At 54.9% G+C, this 16,828-nt stretch carries 14 protein-coding genes; 2 read left to right on the forward strand and 12 right to left on the reverse strand.

Annotated features, from left to right (window positions below):
• Positions 1–2: 2 nt before the first annotated feature.
• From GOX73_RS04735 to GOX73_RS04745, 3 genes are all read right to left on the reverse strand, one after another.
• Entirely contained in the window at positions 3–434 is a 432-nt protein-coding gene (locus GOX73_RS04735) for a universal stress protein (protein WP_171124940.1), read from the reverse strand.
• On the reverse strand, positions 431–3,040 hold the full coding sequence (locus GOX73_RS04740) for a TRAP transporter permease (protein ID WP_171124938.1): 2,610 nt from the start codon (positions 3,038–3,040) through the stop codon (positions 431–433). The genes GOX73_RS04735 and GOX73_RS04740 overlap by 4 nt, the downstream gene beginning before the upstream one ends.
• A gap of 103 nt (positions 3,041–3,143) precedes the next feature.
• On the reverse strand, positions 3,144–4,112 hold the full coding sequence (locus GOX73_RS04745; RefSeq protein WP_171121507.1) for a TAXI family TRAP transporter solute-binding subunit: 969 nt from the start codon (positions 4,110–4,112) through the stop codon (positions 3,144–3,146).
• Between the two features lie 395 nt (positions 4,113–4,507).
• On the opposite strand from GOX73_RS04745, the gene GOX73_RS04750 reads away from it, so the two are divergent.
• On the forward strand, positions 4,508–6,001 hold the full coding sequence (locus tag GOX73_RS04750) for a BCCT family transporter (RefSeq protein WP_371808564.1): 1,494 nt from the start codon (positions 4,508–4,510) through the stop codon (positions 5,999–6,001).
• A gap of 105 nt (positions 6,002–6,106) precedes the next feature.
• On the opposite strand, the gene GOX73_RS04755 is transcribed toward GOX73_RS04750, so the two are convergent.
• Positions 6,107–7,114 (reverse strand): sterol desaturase family protein, encoded by a 1,008-nt coding sequence (locus GOX73_RS04755; RefSeq protein WP_171124936.1) that lies wholly within the window; start codon positions 7,112–7,114, stop codon positions 6,107–6,109.
• Between the two features lie 258 nt (positions 7,115–7,372).
• Here GOX73_RS04755 and GOX73_RS04760 point away from each other — a divergent pair, with 258 nt between their 5' ends.
• Entirely contained in the window at positions 7,373–7,726 is a 354-nt protein-coding gene (locus GOX73_RS04760; RefSeq protein WP_171124934.1) for a multidrug efflux SMR transporter, read from the forward strand.
• Positions 7,727–7,740: 14 nt separating this feature from the next.
• Here GOX73_RS04760 and GOX73_RS04765 read toward each other — a convergent pair whose 3' ends face one another.
• Genes GOX73_RS04765 through wecB form a run of 8 tightly spaced genes read right to left on the reverse strand, consistent with a single transcriptional unit; the run spans position 7,741 to position 16,652 of the window.
• Entirely contained in the window at positions 7,741–9,339 is a 1,599-nt protein-coding gene (locus tag GOX73_RS04765) for a DUF2723 domain-containing protein (protein ID WP_171124932.1), read from the reverse strand.
• Positions 9,336–10,349, reverse strand: a complete 1,014-nt coding sequence (locus GOX73_RS04770) for a polysaccharide deacetylase family protein (protein WP_171124930.1) — start codon at positions 10,347–10,349, stop codon at positions 9,336–9,338. The genes GOX73_RS04765 and GOX73_RS04770 overlap by 4 nt, the downstream gene beginning before the upstream one ends.
• Positions 10,346–11,692, reverse strand: coding sequence for an FAD-dependent oxidoreductase (locus tag GOX73_RS04775; protein WP_171124928.1), 1,347 nt, complete (start codon positions 11,690–11,692; stop codon positions 10,346–10,348). The genes GOX73_RS04770 and GOX73_RS04775 overlap by 4 nt, the downstream gene beginning before the upstream one ends.
• Positions 11,689–12,309 (reverse strand): acyltransferase, encoded by a 621-nt coding sequence (locus tag GOX73_RS20995; protein ID WP_171124926.1) that lies wholly within the window; start codon positions 12,307–12,309, stop codon positions 11,689–11,691. Before GOX73_RS20995 ends, GOX73_RS04775 begins: the two co-directional genes overlap by 4 nt.
• Positions 12,306–13,331 carry a Gfo/Idh/MocA family protein gene (locus tag GOX73_RS04785; RefSeq protein WP_171124924.1) on the reverse strand — a complete coding sequence of 342 codons (1,026 nt, stop codon included), beginning with the start codon at positions 13,329–13,331 and terminating at the stop codon, positions 12,306–12,308. The genes GOX73_RS20995 and GOX73_RS04785 overlap by 4 nt, the downstream gene beginning before the upstream one ends.
• A 5-nt stretch (positions 13,332–13,336) precedes the next feature.
• A complete protein-coding gene (locus tag GOX73_RS04790) occupies positions 13,337–14,563 on the reverse strand; it encodes a DegT/DnrJ/EryC1/StrS aminotransferase family protein (RefSeq protein ID WP_171124922.1) in 1,227 nt (408 codons plus the stop codon).
• Positions 14,563–15,408, reverse strand: coding sequence for a glycosyltransferase family 2 protein (locus tag GOX73_RS04795; protein WP_171134804.1), 846 nt, complete (start codon positions 15,406–15,408; stop codon positions 14,563–14,565). The genes GOX73_RS04790 and GOX73_RS04795 overlap by 1 nt, the downstream gene beginning before the upstream one ends.
• Complete coding sequence (gene wecB / locus GOX73_RS04800; RefSeq protein WP_371808565.1) at positions 15,405–16,652, reverse strand: non-hydrolyzing UDP-N-acetylglucosamine 2-epimerase; 1,248 nt, start codon at positions 16,650–16,652, stop codon at positions 15,405–15,407. The genes GOX73_RS04795 and wecB overlap by 4 nt, the downstream gene beginning before the upstream one ends.
• Positions 16,653–16,828: the final 176 nt, after the last annotated feature.

The raw sequence follows: 16,828 nt of genomic DNA on the forward strand, positions 1-16,828 counted from the left end.
CCCTAGCGCACGACGTAGACCGAAACCGTCGAATGCCGCACAACCCGCGCAGCGTTCGGGCCCAGCAAGTAATCCTTCAGGTCCGGTTTATGCGCCCCGATCACGATCAGATCGCTGCCTGCGCCCTCGGCCGTTTTCAGAATTTCCTGATAGGCCGTTCCCGTCGCGACAACATGGCGGATTTTTTCGTTCCGCTCTTTGCCAACCGCTGCGACGCACATCTCGACCAGTTTGGAATGCGCTTCTTCCATCGCCTTGTCGTGAAAGTCTGGCTGGAAGAACCCGGAAACCCAGCTTTCCCCGAAATCGGGAAGCACCGTCACCACATCCAGTTGCGCATTATCCTGATCCGCCAGAGCCGCGGCTTTGCTCAAGACATTGCTATCCAGTTCGCCGTTGCTGATGTCGACGGCACAAAGCACCGAGTTCGTCATGCGGGCACCTCTTGTCTGGCGGCTCGGCCGCGTTGCAGGAATGCGATCAGACCCAGAAAGATCATAGCGGGAATGTAGATCAATTGCTTGGGAGGCTGGCTGGACGGCAGGCTGACCGAGGTTAGACGCACCGCGTCATCGCCGTAATAGTCGAACATATCCAGCTCATCCGCCACGGGCGTGCCAAACAGCGGCTCTTCTAGTTTGACCAACCCGTCTTCTTCCAGAAGAAGCAAGCCCATGGCATCAACCCGCGCCGCGCCGCCCTCTTCGCTGCCGACCATGACAACAACGGTTGTGTCTGTCATCTCGAGCGTGTCGAAATCCGGGCCGCTGACGACCATGCGTACTTCGGTTCCGGGCGGGGTCTCCCCGATGGTTTCCACAAATGCAGCAGGCTCGACCGATGTATAGGGCGGCGCGATGCGGTCCATGAAATAATCCGGCCTGAACAATGCAAAGGCCACCGCGATCAACGCCACGCTTTCGTAGATGCGGCTGTGGGTCAGGAAGTACCCCATCGTTCCCGCCGTAAAGACAAGGATCGCTATGGTCGCAAATATCGCGACGATTATCCCTTCTACCCAAGTCACGTCGATCAACAGCAGGTCAGTGTTGAAGATGAACACAAAAGGCAGCGCCACGGTGCGCAGGCTGTAGAAGAACGCGGTGAACCCGGTCTTGATCGCATCCCCACCAGATACAGCAGCGGCGGCGAAACTGGCCAGGCCCACAGGCGGTGTCACATCCGCCATGATACCGAAGTAGAACACAAACAGGTGGACCGCGATCAGCGGCACGATCAGTCCGCTTTGTGCGCCCAGTTCAACGACAACCCCGGCCATCAATGAGCTGACCACGATATAGTTCGCAGTGGTTGGCAGGCCCATGCCAAGGATCAGACTCAGCAGGCCGACCATCACCAGCATCAGGATTAGGTTTCCGCCTGACAGGAACTCGACCAGGTCGGCCATGACCTGCCCCACTCCGGTCAGGGTCACGGTACCCACGATCACACCCGCGGTGGCCGTGGCCAGAGCGATCCCGATCATGTTGCGTGCGCCGTCGATCAGGCCCTGCCACAGGTCGGCAACCCCGTCGATGAACGTGTCATAAAGATTGCTCTGCCCCCGGAACAGCGCCTTGAGCGGCTTCTGCGTCAGCAGGATCACAAACAACAGCGTCGTCGCCCAGAACGCCGACAACCCGGGAGATTTCTGTTCGATCATCAGGAAATAAACCAACACGATGATCGGCAGCAGGTAATGCAGACCGGCTTTGTAGATATCCGCGATCACCGGCAGCGTAACTTCCTTGGCATTCGGATCGTCGGGCTCAAGGTCAGGCACCTGCGCGGCAAGATACAGCAGCGCCACGTACACCGCGCAGACAATAAGGCTCAGGATCAAACCCGCCGAGGACGGTGCCCAACTTGTCACGGCCTCGACCGGGAACTGCGAGCCATAGCAAAGACCGGCAAAGACCAGGAAGAAGGACAACATTCCCACAACAGTCCGCGCCAGATGCACATCGCGGTCACCCAGCGTAGGCATGTTCCGCTTCACGGCCTCAAGGTGGACGATATAGACCAGTGCGATGTAAGAAATCGCGGCTGGCAGGAAAGCATGGGTGATCACCTCGACATAGGAAATGCCCACATATTCCACCATCAGGAAGGCGGCAGCGCCCATAACGGGCGGCATGATCTGGCCATTCACGGAGGAGGCAACCTCGACCGAGCCTGCCTGTTCGCTGCTAAAGCCTACCCGCTTCATCAGCGGGATGGTGAAAGTACCGGTCGTCACCACGTTCGCAATCGACGAGCCCGAGATCAGGCCGGTTGCAGCCGAACCCACAACGGCTGCTTTGGCAGGTCCGCCGCGCAGGTGGCCCAATGCTCCAAAGGCCATCTTGATAAAATAGTTCCCCGCCCCCGCCTTATCCAAAAGCGCACCGAACAGAACGAAGAGGAATACGAATTTGGTGGACACGCCGAGAGCGATGCCGAACACGCCCTCGGACGTGATCCACATATGGCTCATGGCTTTCTTGAGGCTGGCCCCTTTCCAACGGATAACTTCGGGCACCCATTCCGAGGAACCGAAGAAGACATAGGCCAGGAATATGGTTGCGATGATTGCCATCGCAGGGCCGAGCGCACGGCGCGCGGCCTCAAACAGCAGCAGCAGACCACCCAGCGCGACCCATTTATCGGTGTCATCGGCCAGACCGCCTGCGTTTACGATCTTGTCGTAGAAGAAATACCCATACAACGCCACAAAGGCGCCAAGCGCGCCCATGATCCAGTCCTGCACAGGAATGTAATCCCGCGGGCTGGACTTGAGCGCAGGATAGGCGGCAAACGCCAAAAACATAGCGAAAGCCAGATGAATCTGGCGCGAGTTGTTCACCACGCTGCCCGGCAGCACCACATTCGAAACAGGTGAGGCCAAAACAACCTGAAACACGGACCACAGCGCCGCGACAACAGCCAGAAAAATTCCGACATTACCGACCGGGTTACGCCCGCCCGCATCGGACGAGGCGACAAGGTCCTGTAGCTCTTCTTCGGATAGCGGTCGGTTGGATTGGGTGTCGGAACTCATCAAGATGTCTCCCCGTCATGCGGCCTTTTTGACCTTATTTACTGCCCGGTCGAGCCGGGCTTGGGTTGCGGGGCGCCCGAAGGCACCCCGCGTCAGGTCTGGCTTACTGAATCCAGCCTTTTTCTTTGTAGTACTTCTCGGCACCCGGATGCAGAGGTGCCGACAGGCCGTCTGCGATCATTTCCTCGGGCTTGAGGTTGGCAAATGCCGGGTGCAGCTTTTTGAAGTCGTCGAAGTTTTCGAAGACCGAGCTGACAACCGCGTAAACCGCGTCATCCGACACGTCGGCCGAGGTCACAAAGGTTGCACCCACACCGAAGGTTGTGGTGTCGCCGTCCGACCCACGATACATGCCGCCCGGAATGGTCGCGGTGCGGTAGTATGAATTGCCGTCGATCAGACCGTCGATCGCATCGCCGGTCACGTTGACCAGAACGGAATCACAAGCTGTGGTCGCTTCCTGGATCGAACCCGACGGGTGACCAACGGTGTAGATCATCGCGTCGATCTGGTTGTCGCACAGAGCCGCCGACTGTTCAGCCGCCTTCAGCTCGGACGCCAGTTCGAAATCGTCAAGGCTCCAGCCCATCGCTTCGAGAACCACGTCCATGGTGCCGCGCTGACCGGAACCGGGGTTGCCGATATTCACGCGCTTGCCCTTGAGGTCTTCAAAGCTGGCAATGCCGGAGTCAGCACGGGCCACAACGGTGAACGGCTCGGGGTGGACCGAGAACACCGCGCGCAGGCTTTCGAAGGGACCAGCCTCTTCGAATTTCGAGGTGCCGTTGTAAGCGTGGAACTGCCAGTCGGACTGGGCAACACCAAACTCCAGCTCGCCTTCGCGAATGGTGTTGATGTTGTAGACCGAACCACCGGTAGATTCTACCGAGCAACGCACGCCGTGCTCTTTGCGGCCTTTGTTGACCAGACGGCAGATCGCACCGCCGGTCGGATAGTACACACCGGTTACACCGCCGGTACCAATTGTGATGAATTCCTCGGCGTAAGCGGCCGGAGCCATAAATGCCGCGGTTACGACCGCGCCAAGGCTAAGCTTGCTGCTGTTTTTCATTTTTGAGAACTCCCAAACTCTTATTATGGATGAGAGACTTTTCAGCGGTCCCTAATCTGGGACCTTGCCGGTACGACAAGCCACCCCGTCTTGCAACAGGGTAAAGCATCTGAATTTTCAAAATCTCCCAACTTATTTGACGTTTCATTCAGACACTCCGCTTGTCAACCCCCGCGCCCCCCTCAACCGCCCCGAGCAGCAAATGTGAGAGAATTTCCAGAACTTTCCCCCCGGATAAGGGAAATCGGGCCAAACCGGGCAAATTGCAGCTATACGAAGTTATGCGCGTCCGGTTCCCATTGCATGGCCGCATAGCGTGCAACGTATTCCAATCCTTTCAGACTTGCGCAAAATTGGACTAAGATGGTGAAAACCGTGCAGAAAGGCGCCGGACCGTGGACAGGAAATCCCCCAGCCCGCTTTTGATGATTGCACTGGCTCTCAGCGCGGCAATCGCGGCATGGGGCATTGCCGATCCGCAAGGATTGGGGCGCCTTGCGTCTTCGGCTGTTGCAACGCAATTCAACAGCCGTGGCTGGTTTATCATGCTCGAAGTCAGCGGCCTGCTGTTTGTTGCAATCTATCTGGCCTTTTCGCGCTTTGGCAAAATACGTCTGGGGACCGATACGTCCGAGCCCGAATTTTCAACGCCCGTCTGGATCGCGATGCTGTTTGCAGCCGGGATGGGCGTGGGTCTGCTGTTTTACGGAACGGCCGAACCCCTGACGCATTTTGAGCTTTTGCAAAACTATAGCGACGATGCCGAAGCCGCCAGTCACGCCATGTTCGTGACCTACTTGAACTGGGGTTTCCACGCCTGGGCGATATACGGGATTGTAGCGTTGGTCATTGCCTATTTTGCATACCGACAAGGCCGCGCCCTGTTGCTAAGCGCACCACTGCTCGCCGCATTGGGAGAGGCTCGCTGGGTCAAGGCGTTGGGCTGGGTTTTCGATCTGCTTTCAATCGTCGCCATCGCGGTTGGTCTGGCGGGATCTATGGCGATGGGCGTCTTTCAAATTCAAACCGGGGTGGCCGGTCTGATTGGTGTTGAGCAGCCCGATAGCCTGACCCTGCCAATATTTGGAGCCCTATGCATCGCCTTCATCATTCCCCTGCGCAGAGACCTCGGCGACGGCATGGCGCTTTTGTCGAATGCCGCGATGCTGATAGCCGTAGGGCTGATGATCTACCTTTTGATCTTCGGCCCGACTTCGTATGTGATGGACGACATCGTATCGGGGTTTGGGCGCTACCTGTTCGGCGTTCTGCCCGCAGGTTTTTCAACGGCCGGATTCTTTGACCAAAAGATCGTCAACTGGTTCCATAGCTGGACGCTGAATTACATGATCTGGTGGCTTGCCTGGTCACCATTTGTGGGTATCTTCATCGCCCGCATCTCGCGCGGGCGAACTATACGAGAGTTTTTGATCGGCGTTATTGTCACCCCCACCCTGTTTTCCATCCTTTGGTTCGGAATCTTCGGGGGGCTGGGATTCTTTGACACTCTCAGACAGGATGGAACGCTGGCCGCGGTAAATGCCGAAAACCTTGACGCGACCACATTTGCATTGCTTGAAAAGTTTCCGCTGGACGGTTTGACCCGTACGGCGACAGTTCTGGCAGCGTTCCTGTTCGTCGTTACGAGCGTAGTCAGCGCAGGCTTTACCCTTGCTATGATTGGCGCCGGAGGGGATGAGAACCCTTCGCCCCGCATTCGTACAATTTGGGGCGGGATTCTGGGGGCCCTTGGACTTGCAATGATTTTGGTCGGGGATATCGGCCTAGTGCGCTCGATCATCGCGCTATCCGCCATTGCTTTTGTGTTTATTGTTCCGGTTCTGGTCGTTTGCTTGTTCAAGTCCCTCACCAAGGAGGAAAACGCATGACTGGTGGACTGATTGATACAGTGCTGAACCTAAGTGTGTTCGCCTATGTAGGCTTTCTGATTTGGCTCAGCCAGCGCCCGGATCCGTGATCCTCGGTTGCACAACTTAGAAGGCGACGCTGAACACCACGCACAAAACAGCCGCCACGCCGAACCCCATAGCAAAGCGACTGAACAGCTTTGACCCCGTGATTTCCTTCCACGCCAGTTGAAAGGGTTTCAAATATAGCTCGACGATCGACCCAAACGGGTTGGGTTCGGCGCGTGAAATGCCAAATTCCAGCTTTTCGTATCCTTTTGGAACGTAAAGCGTGCCAAACAACCAATCCCAAATCGCGAAGATAAAGCCAAAGTTTTTGTCAAAGTGCTTTTCGTCAATCGAGTGATGGGTTTGGTGCTGCGCCGGGCTGATGAAGATGTAAGACAGCCAGCGCGGATAACTGAGCCAGATATGCGAATGCCTCAGATTGTACCCCAATAGGTAAAATCCAAAGAGCACAACATTCAGCCCTCCGATCGTAAGCTGCGCGGGTTCGGACATCGTCAGATAGGCATAGAACGCAAAAGCGACCTCGGTCAGAACCACCATGAACGTACCCGTAATGAACAGGTCGACCGGGTGTTGACGATAGACAGTTACGATGTTCAGCACTTCGGCAGAGTGATGAACAGAATGGAAATGCCACAGCGGTGCAAACTTATGCTGCACGTAATGGGTTAGGAAAATGGCAAAATCAATCGCAAGGACCGCCACCAGAGTATATGCCAGTGACGTGAATACGGACAACGTGAACAGGGCCTCCTGACGCGGTCCGAGCACTGACTCAAAGACGTTACCGAATGCGTTGAACACGATATGCCCCGAGATCATAAAGTGGGCAATGATCCCAGAATAGATAAAAGTGTTTACGATAAAGAAATAATAATCCTGCTTTGAAGACGGGTGAAGCCAGACTTTTCGGTCAAAAATATACCCAAAAAGACCCTTCTCGATCTCATCAGGTCGGCGCTCGCCCTCTTTTCTTTCGAAGAAGAAAAACACCGCAGCCGAGATGATAAACGCTGAAACAACATAGAGATAGAACAGGCTTGTTGATGGCAACAGTGGTGCCATGAAGTTCTGAATAACTCCGTCTTTGAACAGATCAACAAACACTGCTGGATGTACCTTTTACTTCTTTTCCCAAACAGTGAGCGGAACGAGGCCGCAAGTCAACGTGCGCCTCAACCAGTCTATTTGGAAACAGTGGGTCCAGCACTGAACGGAATGGCAGCAAGCACCGCAGGTCGCGCACGCGCGACTTTTCATTAGACCTAAGACCGCTTCCAGATTAGCACTTGAAGACTTAGTTTATTTTCGGAGCTTTGTCGGATGAGTTACTGGTTAGCTTTGTTGCTTGCGATTTGCGGAAATATTGGCGCGAACTTTGCTTTCAAGAAATTTACGGTTGAAACCGAGATATCCCGCTCGTGGTCTTCCATGTTGTCTGCCGCACTGCACCCGATGCTGTGGGTTGGACTGACGTTGGGTGTCATGCTTTTACTCAGTTATCTATATGCTTTGCGCGGGCTTCCTTTGCGCACCGCGTACACGCTTGCGACAAGCCTCTCTATCGTCGGAATCTCAAGCGTCGGGATGATATTTTTTGGCGAGGCCATAGGTTTGAAAGCGGTACTTGGAATTGCCTTTGTTATTGTTGGAGTCGGGCTTCTGACAACCGGGTGACCTGTCCAGCAGTTTCAATTTCTATTGTTTTTTAAAAGCAAACCGTATCCAAGGTCACCGAACTCAATCTTCTCGCCATTGGCAATCGCTTGCTTGGGCATTTTTGAGTAAACTTCCGTCAGATTACTGGCTTGCTTCAGAGCCAAGGCAGAGGGTGCAATGACGTCTGGGTAGATCATGACCTGATGACCACTATCCATGGTACCTTCCAGCCGACTAAGAATGACGTCGGTCTGTGTGTCCTTGGCAAAAATCGTATCGGCGGCGCCTACATAATTTAGATATTTAAACAACGGCCAGTCGGCCCCAATGATAACCAAGTCCTTCTCGCCAAGGCGGGTAATGGCGGGTTCGGCCAGTATGCGATTGTAGTCCCGCGTTGCATTGGCAAACACTCCAACGCCTGCAAACCAGTTATGAACTCCAAAGACCGCGACAATTAAAACAAGTACCGACACATGCCCAGAGCGTTGCAGAGGTCCGGAAATACGACTTCCCAACAGTAAGAATACAGGCACAAGCGTTGGCAACCACGCTTCGAAACCTTCGGGGTGCAATCCCAGCACCATAAGCGCCTGCACGGTCAAAAGCGAAATCGCACTTAGTTCAGGGCTGGTCAGCGGGCGTCTTTCACGCGCCTTAAGAACGCGAACGACTGCAAGCAGCAACAAAACCAATGCTGCCGGAATCGTAAGAAGGAATAGGCGGTAACCCCAATAGGCCGGGTCAGTGGCGACCAACTCGTGCATGAAATGGTCCGCAAACTTGCTTTCGATGACATCCCGTGTTGGTGGGAACGCAAACATCCAATTCGCCGACAACAGGTTTTGAAAGAACGCCACCGCCGAAGCGGAAAGGCTGACCATGTCGGGCAGCACAACAACTTTGCCGTCCGTATCTAAAATTGTGTGCAACGGATCGCTGGATCCCCCGGTGCGTGCCAAGCTTAGGAACCCCGCCGCCAAGAACAGACCGTAGATTGCACAGTATTGAATAAGGTCTTTCATGACCCGCCGGGACAGGAAGAATACCGGGATTGCTATGCCTGCGACGATGCCCAACGGCTGATAGAAAAACGAAGCAACTGCACCCGCTATCGCAGTGATCCAGATCCGTTTTGACCGCGCAGAGGGCACCATCCCCGCCGAAGAGAAGGCCAAGGTAAGCAGAACTATCGTGAACAACATCGCTGAGGGATAAACCTCAAGCTCGGTTGCGTATCGCCATGTGCCGTAACTGACCCCGAAAGTAATGGCGGTAAGCCAAGACGCCGGTGAAGGCACTGCGAACTGTCGCGACAATAACCTTTCAAGCAAGATGACAGAAAGCGAGGCAAATATCGCGTTGGCGATACTCAGGATCAAAAACGGATCGGGCTCGGCCTGAAAAACCGAAACTATCCGGTAAAGCAATTGCATCGAAGACAGCCACAACAACAGCCGGACCGGCGCCTCGAAAAGGTCATGTTGCGAGATAATCTCGGCGAAATAATACGAGTCGATTGCTGTCGTATGATACTCAGGCGCAGTCACCAGATAGGAAACAGTGAGAATGCAGAACACGCTGACTCTCAGCAGCGCCTGATAGGATTGAGTATGCCGTGCCGCAATCATCGGGTGGCGCTCGTTTCTTGGGCCAAATCGACGGCATCCGTGTCTTCGACGGCGAAATCCGGTCTTCGCAAAGGCAGCTCGGTGCTATTCAGAGTCTTCGCGTGCCCAGCCATCGTCGTGACGTCATACTCGGCGTTCAGTTTGGACAAGAAGCGCTTCATGCGGGCAAGCTTTTCAGTAGAGGGTTGGTTCATACCGGGGAAAAAAGCCAACTGCTGCACGTCATCCCCCCCCATGAAGTCCAGCGGATGCAGTAACATCGAAGGGGCTACACCGGCCATATCACAAGCTCGTAAAGCGGATGCGTAATAGGCCGAAGCCAGCCCCTCGGACGCGCCTGCGATCCAGTGCAAATAACTGTAATGGAACGGTATTCGAGCAAACGGCATAGTCGAAACTGGGATTTCGACTATCCGCTCTCGGTTCAGGTCCCATGCATAAGGTTTTAAGGGTCGAAAGCCATCCTTTATCCCGCCGAACAGGACTTTTCGCCTTTCCTTTTGATCTGATGACAAGCGCGACTTGGCAAAATAATAAGCCCGCGCCAGAGGGCCGACGATCGTGGGAAAGGTCGAGCAGTCATAGTCATACCCACGTTGTTTCAGTACGTCCAAAACGGTTTCTGACAAACTGTAACCCGGACCCCGGAACCCCTTAGGCGTAACGCCTGTAGCAGAGTGGATCGCCTCTTCCGCGCGTTCAATTTCCTTACCGATCTCCTCGGGGGAATAAAGGTGCAACCAAGGTTCATGGTTGAATGAGTGATTGGCGATCTCGTGACCTGCATCGGCGATGGATTTTAGGATCGGCTTGTTTTCCTTGATCACCGCATCCTGCCCGACAATGAAAACCGTCATGCTTATGGAAAGCTCGTCAAGCATGTCCAGAAACCGCGGCACGACAACGTCCAAATATCCGGGAAAATCCTGCCATCCCGGATCGCCATGCGTTTTCATGTAGGACCACAGGTTATCAAGATCGAGCGACAGGCTTGCGAGCTTCTTTGTCATGCTGCTGGCCTCGCCTCGGTTGTGGTGCGACCCAGTTCGAGTTTCGCCATAGCCTCGTCTAAGACGCCCAGTGTCGCATCGACGTTCAACGTCCCGTCAATGATCTGGGCCGAGTTCACAAAGTAAAGGCCAGGCACCGAAGTCACCGATTGCGGAGCGTTCTCACGATACCCAATGGTTGGCACGGCCATCACCTCGCGTACTCTTGATACTTTTATGTCCAGAACATCGGTGCTTGCGACGTCCGGATGCACCTTTCGCAGCGCGTCAATAAATTGCAGCGCGATCCCTTCATCGCTTTGGGCCCAATACGGATCATCCTGCGTGACGTAACGCGGTAAATAGACCAGGGTTTTGCCGTCAAACGCATCGGTGCCCGTCAAAGCAGACATTTCAACGATGCCTGTGAAAGGCAGCGCCTCGTCTGTCAGGTAGGTCAGATAATAACCGGCCAGCGGTCGATTCAGCACAACGGACGCGCAAATTATGCCTTGGTAAACCACCCCATCCAGACGGTTTTTCTCCTCGGCATTCAGCCCCTCGCACACTGCCAGATTTGCTTTTGTCGGAAGTGTCGAGACAACATTTTGGAATACCTGCCTGCCGGATGGGGTTTCGACGCAAACACCTGCGGCGGAACCAAAAACCCGGCTTACGGGGGTGTTTGTTTGCACCTCGATCCCTCTTGCGGTCAACGTATCGCGAAGGGCGTTCAGGATACGGGCATAGCCACCATTCTTTACAAAACCAAGCTGTTCAACTTTTTGAACACCCTGCCGCGCAAGGTACAAACGGCGTATGCTTGACCAAATGAACGCCGCCGATGCCCGCGATGCATTATCACCCAACTTTGCCCTGAGTAGCGGCCGCCAGAGCCGTTCAAACCCAGCCTGTCCACACCAGCGGGTTAACCACTCCTGAACACTGATCTGCTCAAGCGGAGCCCCATCCCTGATCCGTCCAGCCGCCATCAACAGATAGGCAACCCGCATCTTGGTCACCAAACCAATTGATCTGAGGCGCAGATAGTCGAGTGCTCCGTTCAGCGGCATCAGCCGTCCGTCGCTGAAAAAACCTGTTCGCGTTGACCTCCATTCAACGTCGTCCCCCAACCCTATGTCGTCGAGCAGAGCGAGAGTTCGTTTATCAAACGGTAAAATCACGTGATAGAACTTGTCGTAGGTGATACCTCCGACCTGCTGCGCCATTGCAAGACCGCCCAACTCTGGCGCGGCTTCAATCAGGGTCACGCGCTTACCGGCTTTCTGCAACCGAAGCGCCAGTGCCTGACCCAAAATCCCCCCGCCAAGGACCGCCCACGTATCCGCCTGCCCAACAGTCATGACACGCTTTCCAACTCGGACGAAACGACCCCGTCTTGATAACTGTATTGCCGGTCGCACATTGGGCAGGTCACCCTTCCCTGCCCTTCAAGGCTTCCACGGACCAAAACGTGGCCGCATTTGCAAACAGCCCCCTTCAGCCGGGCCGGGTTACCAAATACCAGATGGAACGCGCCCACGTCTTTGGTGACAACCGATCCCATTCCAACCATTGCGAACTCAGCAATTGTTATCCCGCCAGAGATTCTGCTGCCCGCTCCGATGGTGACACCGTCCCCAACAAAGGTCGGGAGCGTACTATCCTGCGGACCGGAATCCAAAAGCTGTGTGATGTCGGGGTCAGTGGCACGCGGTGTGATGTCATTGGTAAAAATAGTGCCCGCAGAAATCATCACGCCATTCCCGACCTTGACGGCATTCGGAATGTAGACAAACGAGTTTATCTTTACGAAATCGCCGATTTCGACCCCGTACGCGATATAGCTTTTGCCACCAATAATGCAGTTGCTGCCGATCTTACTGGGACCGCGCAGATGAACGTTGTCCCATACCGATGTGCCGGCGCCGATTTCCACGCCCTTCTCGACGATCGCCGTTGGGTGAATCCTGGGCGTCACGACACCACACTCTTGGGCATGACCCTGTCGATGGTGGCAACGCCGTCAACATCAACCCATCTGCCGCCTTCTGCAATCGATGTGTAACCGGCGGATATCACGTCCACTGACGCCAGAATATCCCGCCCTGTCGCAAGGCTTTTGGTTGGTTCTCCGCGAACTCCGGCTGCAAAATCCAAGACCTGATTGGAGAATGCCTGCACCTTTCCATAACCGGTGCCAAAGGTTTCCCACTGTCCGGTCAAAGGACGCCGTATGCGCGAGGACTTCCAACCGACTTCAATGACGCCTTCGTCGCCGTACAACGCCAAGTAGTCCGAACTGTCCTTGTGGATACTCCAAGACGTTTCGATCTGCGCCAGAGCCCCGTTTGCCGTCCTGAGCGACATGAAGACGTGGTCTTCAACGCTAATATCCTGAAGACTTGGGCCCACCATGGCAGAGGCGGCGACAATACCGCCCGTGAAGAAGCGCACTATATCCACGCAATGCGTGCCATTATCCACCAAGACGCCACCGCCAGATATATCAGGCTGCGCGTTCCACCGGTCGGTCATGTCCACCACGCCCGTAAAGACGTTCTCGATCAGTTTGAGTTCGCCAATCTCTCCCGCAGCCACCTTTTCCCGCGCGATCTGAACGTCATCCACATAGCGGAACTTTGACGCCATCGAGATCAGAATGCCTTTCTCACCAGCCGCCGACGCCATTCTGCGTGCACTTACACCGTTAATTGCAAAAGGTTTTTCGCAGAGCACGGGTAAACCCGCCTCAATCAGATCCAAAACCACAGCTTCATGGGTCGCGGGCGGTGTTGATACGATCACCGCGTCACACAGCCCTGACAACGCCAATTCCCGATGCGACGCAAACGTCGCAGCGCCGTTGCCATCGGCCAACGAACTTGCGGCATCAAATACCGTATCTGCAACGGCAGTCAGGCAAACGCCTTCGGCCTGCTCCAGTGCTTCGGCATATGCTTTTGCAATCGCGCCAGCCCCAACAATACCAAATCGTACCATCAGCTTTACTCCGCCACGTCCAGACGAGGCACGTCAGAACACGCAGCGGCAATCTGTTGTGCCAAGTAATCGACGTGCTCGTCGGTGTAACGCTCGTTCCACGGCAGAACGAGAACATCGTTAAGGAAAGAATAGGTTCCCTCAAATCGCTCGGGCGCATAATCAACAGCTTCGGGCCGGGCAAGATTGAAGGGAAAGCCGCTGTCTCCGAAGGTCTGTTGATCGCGTATCACGGCGCACTCAAACGCGGGCTTCTGGATGTATCGTGGCGCCGAGTTGATGCCAAATCCGCGCAACGCCTCAGCAACACGAACCGGGCCGCCAATTTCGGGCTGAACGATCAGCGGATATTTCCAATAGCTGTGAACAGTTTGGTCATCCGAGTACGGAGCCACCAGCATAGGCAGGCCAGATATCGCGTCCGTCAGCTTTTGGGCCATCGCCTTTCTTTGGTGCACGCTGTCATCAAGCTTGGCGAACTGTGCAAGCGCCACCGCGCCTTGAAGTTCGGTCATCCGCCCGTTCAGCGCGACAAAATAATGATCCGGCTTTGGATCTCCGTAACCCCACGCCTTGTCGATAAACAACCGTATGCGCCGAGCAAGACCTTCGTCGTTGGACGTTACAATTCCACCTTCGCCGGTCGTGATGTGTTTACCTTGCTGAAGACTAAAGCACCCGATGTCGCCAAATGTCCCGACATGACGACCGTCTATGGTTGCGCCATACGCTTGCGCACAGTCTTCAATCACTGGAATTCCATGCTGACGGGCAACAGCGCAAATCGCCCGCATGTCTGCGGGATACCCAAAAAGGTGCGTGACGATGATGGCTTTCGTGCGGTCACTAATCGCGCGCTCAATCGTTTCCGCGGTCAGGTTTCCCGTGATCGGGTCGACATCCGCAAAAACAGGTATGGCGGTCTGGTACAAGATCGGGGTTATCGCACCCATATCGGTGATCGCCGACGTGATAATCTCGTCGCCAGGACTTGGGTCAATTGCGGAAACCGCAGCATGGATCGCCCCCGTACCCGAACTGCAGGCATACCCGAACACAGCCCCGATGGATTGGGCGAATTTGGACTGAAACTCTTTTACGAAATGACCTTTGGTCGACGTAAGCGTACCAGAGCGAATTGCGGACGTCAGGGCCACGATTTCTTCTTCACCCAACTGGCGACCGCTAGCATCCTGATCTGAAGGGAAATCGGGAACAGATGTACTCGTCATTAATCTCTTTCTCCACGAACTTGAGGGCCCGCAGAAACTTCCTGCGGGGGGATACGGTTAAAAAAAATCTTTCCGACTGCGATACTGGACATCAAGGACAGGTGATCGCGAACCACCCGCATCAGCTTCAGCTTGGACTGCCCGTATTTGCGTGTTGTCAAAACGGCCGGAACCTCGTCAATGCGCCACCCACGACGGTCCAGCAAAGCAAGAACCTCGGCCACACCGGAAAACCCGTCATGCCGGCGGGGTAAAGATACAACCGAGCTTTTCCGATACAGGCGAAAGCACGACGTGTAAGTAGCCAGATTGTTCCGAAGCAACTGCCGATAACCCCAAGACGCGCCCTTGGACAAAAACAGACGCCATTCTGATACACCTTCCACTTGTCCCTGCGGATGGTACGGCGATGCCGTCACGATCGACGTGTCTTCTTTCAGCAAGGGCAGCATCTTGGAAATAAGCGCCGGATCGTAAGAACAATCGCTGTCGATGACCGCGACCGCCTCGTCTGTCGATGCCGCTATCCCGGTTGCCGTCGCCGCCATGATACCAAGATTTTCCTTATGACGCAGGCAGGTAACGTTCGGCGAACGCCCGAACAGGTCGTGCATGACATCCCACGTTTTGTCAGTGCTTCCGTCATCGACCAGTACGATCGACAGAACCACTTGCGAACCAAGGTTCGTCTGCAATTTGGCAAGCTTCTCTGCCAAATAATGCAGCCCCTCTTCCTCGTTGAAACACGGTGCGACCACGGTCAAGGACCGATGATCAGGGACGATATCCGCCTCACTTTGTGCGCGCTGATTGTCCGCCGGAGTGGGATCGGACATGCCCGTCATTGCACCGTCCCCGCAGCAGCCAATTCAACGGCACGCGCCACCGTCTGCCTTTTTTGCAGGATGTCCAATATCCTGGCTGCGCTGTTTCCCCGGCCAAATGGGTTTTCAACTTCTCCGACCTTTGTGGCCCAACTTTTGGGGCAATCAAGCTCCAGAAGTTCTTCCTGCAGGCGTTGCGCCGATTGACCGACAAGCCGCGCGATCCCGCAGCTCACGGCTTCCGGACGTTCGGTTTCGTCCCGCAAAATCAGCAGCGGCTTCCCGAGGCTTGGTGCCTCTTCCTGAATGCCTCCTGAATCTGACAGAATAACCCACGAGGCCGCCAGTACGTGCAGAAAATCCGGATAGTCCAAAGGCTCAACCAAGTGAATCTGATCGGACCCGGATAACTCGGCGCGCGCTAAATTCTTGACCTGTGGATTGGGGTGGACCGGGAACACGAGGCTGATATCCGGCCGTTCTTCGACATAGCGACGCAAGACCTTAAGGCGATCGCACATAACGGACCCAAAGCTCTCTCTTCTATGCGTCGTCAACACAATAATTCGACGCCCCTTAAGGCTGGATATCAACGACGCAACAGGCTTGGAGGGACGCCTCTGCCCCATTACATGCCTGATCGAGTCCACCACCGTATTGCCAGTCAGGAAAACCCCCTGCGCTGGTACTTTCTCGGCCAGCAACGCGTTTTTATTGCTTAGGGTTGGTGCGAAATGAAAACTGGCTATGCGGGAAATCAGCCTCCTGTTCGCCTCTTCGGGGAACGGAGAATCGATACTCGCAGTCCGCAGTCCAGCCTCGACATGACCAACAGGTATCTGGCGCTGCCACGCAGCCAAAGCACTGCCAAACGCGCTTGAGGTGTCGCCCTGAACAAGAACCACATCTGGCCTCTCTTCCTCCAGAACGCGATCAATCCGTCCAACAACCCGAGAAATCACGTCATTCAATGACTGCGCGTGCTTCATGACTTCAAGGTCGTAATCGACGGGGATTGCCCATTCTTTAGCCAGAGACCGCACAAGGTCAGTGTGCTGGGACGTCATCACTGTAATCAGTTCAACATCTTCACGCTCACCCGCTTCGCGAATGATCGGCAGCATCTTGATTAATTCCGGGCGCGTTCCAAAAACCAACATTACTTTCAACGCCGCACGACGTGATTGTCTGCCCGAACGCCGACCCAAAGGTGCTTTTCCAAACACCTTTTGTTCAGACCTATTTTCCGAATGAGGGTTCCCCATAACGCTTAAACAGCGCCGAAAACTGCGCCCATTCGAGCGCACAAATAACCAAATTCACACAAACCAAACACCCCACTATTCATCATTACCCCGGGCGTAAAATTCCGCCCAAGTCACAATACTTTTCGTACTGCTCTGCTATGAATAGTCGCGAGATTTTTACTCGCAAAAATTGC

The sequence above is a fragment of the Ruegeria sp. HKCCD7221 genome, assembly GCF_013031225.1.
Lineage (GTDB): Bacteria > Pseudomonadota > Alphaproteobacteria > Rhodobacterales > Rhodobacteraceae > Ruegeria.

Excerpts from the sequence above, each read along its gene's own strand:
- GOX73_RS04745 (WP_171121507.1), bottom strand. The coding sequence starts at position 4,112 with ATGAAAAACAGCAGCAAGCTTAGCCTTGGCGCGGTCGTAACCGCGGCA.
- GOX73_RS04735 (WP_171124940.1), bottom strand. The coding sequence starts at position 434 with ATGACGAACTCGGTGCTTTGTGCCGTCGACATCAGCAACGGCGAACTG.
- GOX73_RS04785 (WP_171124924.1), bottom strand. The coding sequence starts at position 13,331 with ATGGTACGATTTGGTATTGTTGGGGCTGGCGCGATTGCAAAAGCATAT.
- GOX73_RS04765 (WP_171124932.1), bottom strand. The coding sequence starts at position 9,339 with ATGATTGCGGCACGGCATACTCAATCCTATCAGGCGCTGCTGAGAGTC.
- GOX73_RS04760 (WP_171124934.1), top strand. The coding sequence starts at position 7,373 with ATGAGTTACTGGTTAGCTTTGTTGCTTGCGATTTGCGGAAATATTGGC.
- wecB (WP_371808565.1), bottom strand. The coding sequence starts at position 16,652 with ATGGGGAACCCTCATTCGGAAAATAGGTCTGAACAAAAGGTGTTTGGA.
- GOX73_RS04740 (WP_171124938.1), bottom strand. The coding sequence starts at position 3,040 with ATGAGTTCCGACACCCAATCCAACCGACCGCTATCCGAAGAAGAGCTA.
- GOX73_RS04790 (WP_171124922.1), bottom strand. The coding sequence starts at position 14,563 with ATGACGAGTACATCTGTTCCCGATTTCCCTTCAGATCAGGATGCTAGC.
- GOX73_RS04795 (WP_171134804.1), bottom strand. The coding sequence starts at position 15,408 with ATGACGGGCATGTCCGATCCCACTCCGGCGGACAATCAGCGCGCACAA.
- GOX73_RS04770 (WP_171124930.1), bottom strand. The coding sequence starts at position 10,349 with ATGACAAAGAAGCTCGCAAGCCTGTCGCTCGATCTTGATAACCTGTGG.
- GOX73_RS04775 (WP_171124928.1), bottom strand. The coding sequence starts at position 11,692 with ATGACTGTTGGGCAGGCGGATACGTGGGCGGTCCTTGGCGGGGGGATT.
- GOX73_RS04755 (WP_171124936.1), bottom strand. The coding sequence starts at position 7,114 with ATGGCACCACTGTTGCCATCAACAAGCCTGTTCTATCTCTATGTTGTT.